The sequence below is a fragment of the Sphaerospermopsis kisseleviana CS-549 genome (assembly GCF_028329225.1).
Lineage (GTDB): Bacteria > Cyanobacteriota > Cyanobacteriia > Cyanobacteriales > Nostocaceae > Sphaerospermopsis > Sphaerospermopsis kisseleviana.
This window is the reverse complement of sequence record NZ_JAQMTI010000314.1, coordinates 1-3,769: the sequence shown is the minus strand read 5'-3', so window position 1 is coordinate 3,769 and position 3,769 is coordinate 1. Positions and strand designations below refer to the sequence as shown.

Genomic DNA, 3,769 nt, shown 5'->3' with positions numbered 1-3,769 from the left:
TTGAAGGGTATACCGGAAAAAGTGTGCATTTTTTGGGATTTCAAGAGATGGCAAAGAAATTTTCAAATCTCCTCCTGACTCCTGACTCCTGACTCCTGACTCCTATGCCCTCACGGAAAGACTTTCTCAGCAACCCCTAAGTATTCAGCCTCCTGCCTTCTGCCTTCGTTAATTTTCTTGATCTTGAAAACTAGAGATTTACAACCCAATTAACCTCATTATCAGGGAATATCCCAAATGTGTAAATTTATTTTTTAAATTTATTTTTATCTCACGAAATAAAATGCTCCAAGGCTGAATATGATTGAACCGCAAAGGGCGCAAAGGACACAAAGTTAAGAAAGTTGAGCCAGAGTTTTTGGTGTGGTTGCGTTGATTTTTGCAAAATTGGGATGCTCCCCATTATCAATTGTCAATTATCAATTGTCCATTGTTAAATCCTTGACAATATTTTGCTACCATACTACCTAAAACTTGTAAATCTATGGGTTTGGAAATATAATCATCAACACCAGCAGCTAAACAAGTTTCTTTATCTCCTTTCATAGCCATTGCTGTTTGGGCAATTATCGGAATATGCTGATATTGGGGATGTTTTCGCAGTTGTTCCACTAAACTCAAACCGTTGCTATCTGGTAAATTCACATCCATTAAAATTACTGCTGGTTGTATCTGTGGGAGAGTCATCCACATTTCCTGTGCATTCTTAACACAAGTCACTTGATAACTTAATATACTTAAATAAATTCGTATTAATTCAGAATTGGCAAAATCATCTTCTACTAATAAAATTTCTCTTGATCTACTGATGGGAATATGAGAAGAAAACTGAGAAGCAGAAGAATTACTCGTTACTTGACTTAATTCTAAATCTTTTTCTGCTTTGACTTCGATTGCTTCCAAAACTTTTCCTGTGGGTTTAAGTGGTAGGATAATAGTAAAAGCAGAACCTTTATTTACTTCCGATTCTAACTCTAAAGAACCACCATGAATTTGAGCCAGTTGTTGTGTCACTACCAACCCTAAACCAGTACCTTCGTTGTTTCTAGAACCGGGGTTCATAATTTGGCTATAAGGACGAAATAGTAAAGATTGATATTCTTTGGAAATACCAATTCCAGTATCCCAAACTGTAAATCGTAAAGATGAATCTTGTGTAGCTACTCTTAAACCAACACTACCTGAATTGGTAAATTTGACTGCATTAAATAATAAATTCAAGAGCATTTGCTTGAGTCGCAAAGAATCAGCTAATAAAGTTGTTACATCATCGTTAATTTCTAAACGTAATTTCAAACCTTTATTAGCAGCTTTTTCTTTCACTAAAGCTAAAACATTGCTACATAATGATGGTACATCAATTATTTCCCATTGTATTTCTAGCTCGTTGGCTTCTATTTTGGAAAGATCCAAAATATCGTTAATCAAGTCTAGTAAATGCTTACCACTCGATTGAATAATGTGTAAATATTCTTGATGGCGTTGTCTGTCTGGTTCGTAACCTTGTGCTAAAAGTAGATGAGTAAATCCAATTATAGAACTTAAAAGTGTGCGGATTTCGTGACTGGTATTGGCGAGAAATTGATTTTTAAGTTGATTGGTGCGTTCTAATTCTTGATTATAATTAGCTAATTGTTGACATCTTTCTTGCCAAAATTGCATTTGCTTTAGTTGTGTTAAGGCTGTATGACAATGCTGAATTGTTCTTTTAATGAATTGCGATCGCAGGGGAGTTAAGGATGGTTTAATTGAAACACCATTCACGTTAGACTTTGATGTGGCAATAATTAGCCATGCCATCATACCGTTATCATCATCAACTAAACGCCAAGCACTGCCAGGTTTTTGTTTCTCCATTTGCTGCAAATCTTCCAGTCTGATGGTAGCGTTTAACCTCAAGTCCAGCTTTGTTCCAGGTTGAGATATTATTTCTATGATTGGTGTTCTCAGGGAGGAAGAACTAGAAACATAACAAATCTTACCCACTATTTCATCTGCTGGAAATTGAGCGATCGCCACCCAACGCCCATTTAAAGCTTTTTCCAGTTCGTTGACTACCGTTTGATAAATTTCTGCTTCTGTCTCTGTGGACTGCATCATATTAGCAGCCAGCAGACAATCATTTAAACGACTCTGCAAATGATTTAATCTGTTTTGCAACCAAAAATTATCCCGCCGTTGCTGGATTGTGTGCAAAAGTTTTGATGTTCCATCGATCTGGGAGTTTTGTTCTGGTAAGTTTGAAGACTGCTGCATGGTTTACTAGACAGCCAAAGAAACTAACCTTGGCAGGAAATTATGAACTGGATTTTATGTATATTAACGGAGAAATATCTTTTAATTGTAAATTATAACTGATAGTATCTATTGTAACTCCTAATGCAACTGTTATTGAATCACATTACACATTTATTTTATTTTCTTCACAGAAACTTAAAACAATGGATACACAACTAGCTCAATTAATCATTAATGGCATTGCGGTGGGCAGTATTATTGCTCTAGGAGCAGTAGGACTAACGCTGACCTATGGAATTTTACGATTATCAAACTTTGCTCATGGTGATTTTCTTACCTTGGGAGCTTATTTGACTTTGGTAGCCAATGCCTTGGGTGTAAACATTTGGCTATCAATGATTTTAGCAGCATCGGGAACAGTCGCAGTAATGTTACTGACAGAAAAATTGCTGTGGTCAAAAATGCGGTCAGTTCGTGCTACTTCCACCACACTGATCATCATTTCTATCGGACTGGCCTTATTTCTCCGCAACGGCATTATTTTTATTTGGGGTGGTAAAAACCAAAACTATAATCTCCCTGTCATCCCTGCTTTAGAATTTGGGGAATTACGGATACCGCAAAATCAATTATTGGTACTAGGGTTAGCTGTGCTGGCGATTTTGTTTCTTCACTACATATTACAAAACACTAAAATCGGTAAAGCTATGCGAGCAGTAGCCGATGATTTAGACTTAGCTAGAGTATCTGGTATTAACGTTGATAGAGTAATTCTTTGGACTTGGATAATTGCAGGTACTTTTACTTCTTTAGGCGGTAGTATGTACGGTTTGATTACCGCTGTACGTCCGAATATGGGCTGGTTTCTGATTTTGCCCTTGTTTGCCTCTGTGATTTTGGGTGGTATTGGCAACCCCTACGGTGCGATCGCTGCTGCTTTTATCATTGGTATTGTTCAGGAAGTCAGCATCCCTTGGCTAGGTTCTCAGTATAAACAAGGTGTAGCTCTCTTAATCATGATTTTGGTGCTGCTCATCCGTCCCAAAGGTTTATTTAAAGGCACAATCTAATACCATTTTAGATTGTGGATTTTGGATTTTGGATTGTGAAAGTCTTGATATATCAACATTTCATCTTTTAATTGTTCAAATTCATCTTTCCAATTAGTATAAAAAATCAGCCTTCAGCCGTCAGTATTTAGCATCAACCTAATGGCAAGAAAGTTGATCGCTAAATGCTAAATGCTGAAAGCTGATAGCTAATTATTCAATGATCTGAAAATAATAAGCTGCCACCAAGAAGTTGATCGCCAACAGTAGCAACGCCCAACTGGCACGGAAAACGTAAGAAGGTTTAGCAGCTTTTCCTTTGGAAGTCATAAATTTGGTTCTCCTGATTTAATCACTTTTCCACAAATAGCAAACATAAGCGCCAATTTTCCAGAAACTTTAAAAATATTTGTGTGGTGACTGGGGACTGGTGACTGGTGACTGGTGACTGGGGACTGGGGACTGGTGACTGGGGACTGGTG

The 3,769-nt window shown here is 37.3% G+C and carries 3 protein-coding genes; 1 reads left to right on the top strand and 2 read right to left on the bottom strand.

Annotated elements, in window-relative coordinates; genetic code table 11:
* Positions 1-405: 405 nt before the first annotated feature.
* Positions 406-2,256 carry a hybrid histidine kinase/response regulator HrmK gene (hrmK, locus tag PN497_RS23960; protein WP_096565673.1) on the bottom strand — a complete coding sequence of 617 codons (1,851 nt, stop codon included), beginning with the start codon at positions 2,254-2,256 and terminating at the stop codon, positions 406-408.
* A 185-nt stretch (positions 2,257-2,441) separates the two neighbouring features.
* Between hrmK and PN497_RS23955 the strand changes: the two genes are divergently transcribed.
* On the top strand, positions 2,442-3,308 hold the full coding sequence (locus PN497_RS23955) for a branched-chain amino acid ABC transporter permease (RefSeq protein WP_096565675.1): 867 nt from the start codon (positions 2,442-2,444) through the stop codon (positions 3,306-3,308).
* Between the two features lie 192 nt (positions 3,309-3,500).
* On the opposite strand, the gene psaX is transcribed toward PN497_RS23955, so the two are convergent.
* Positions 3,501-3,617, bottom strand: a complete 117-nt coding sequence (gene psaX / locus PN497_RS23950; RefSeq protein WP_096565677.1) for a photosystem I protein PsaX — start codon at positions 3,615-3,617, stop codon at positions 3,501-3,503.
* Between the last annotated feature and the right edge of the window lie 152 nt (positions 3,618-3,769).

Coding starts and splice junctions, on each gene's coding strand:
- hrmK (WP_096565673.1), bottom strand. CDS start 2,256: ATGCAGCAGTCTTCAAACTTACCAGAACAAAACTCCCAGATCGATGGA.
- PN497_RS23955 (WP_096565675.1), top strand. CDS start 2,442: ATGGATACACAACTAGCTCAATTAATCATTAATGGCATTGCGGTGGGC.
- psaX (WP_096565677.1), bottom strand. CDS start 3,617: ATGACTTCCAAAGGAAAAGCTGCTAAACCTTCTTACGTTTTCCGTGCC.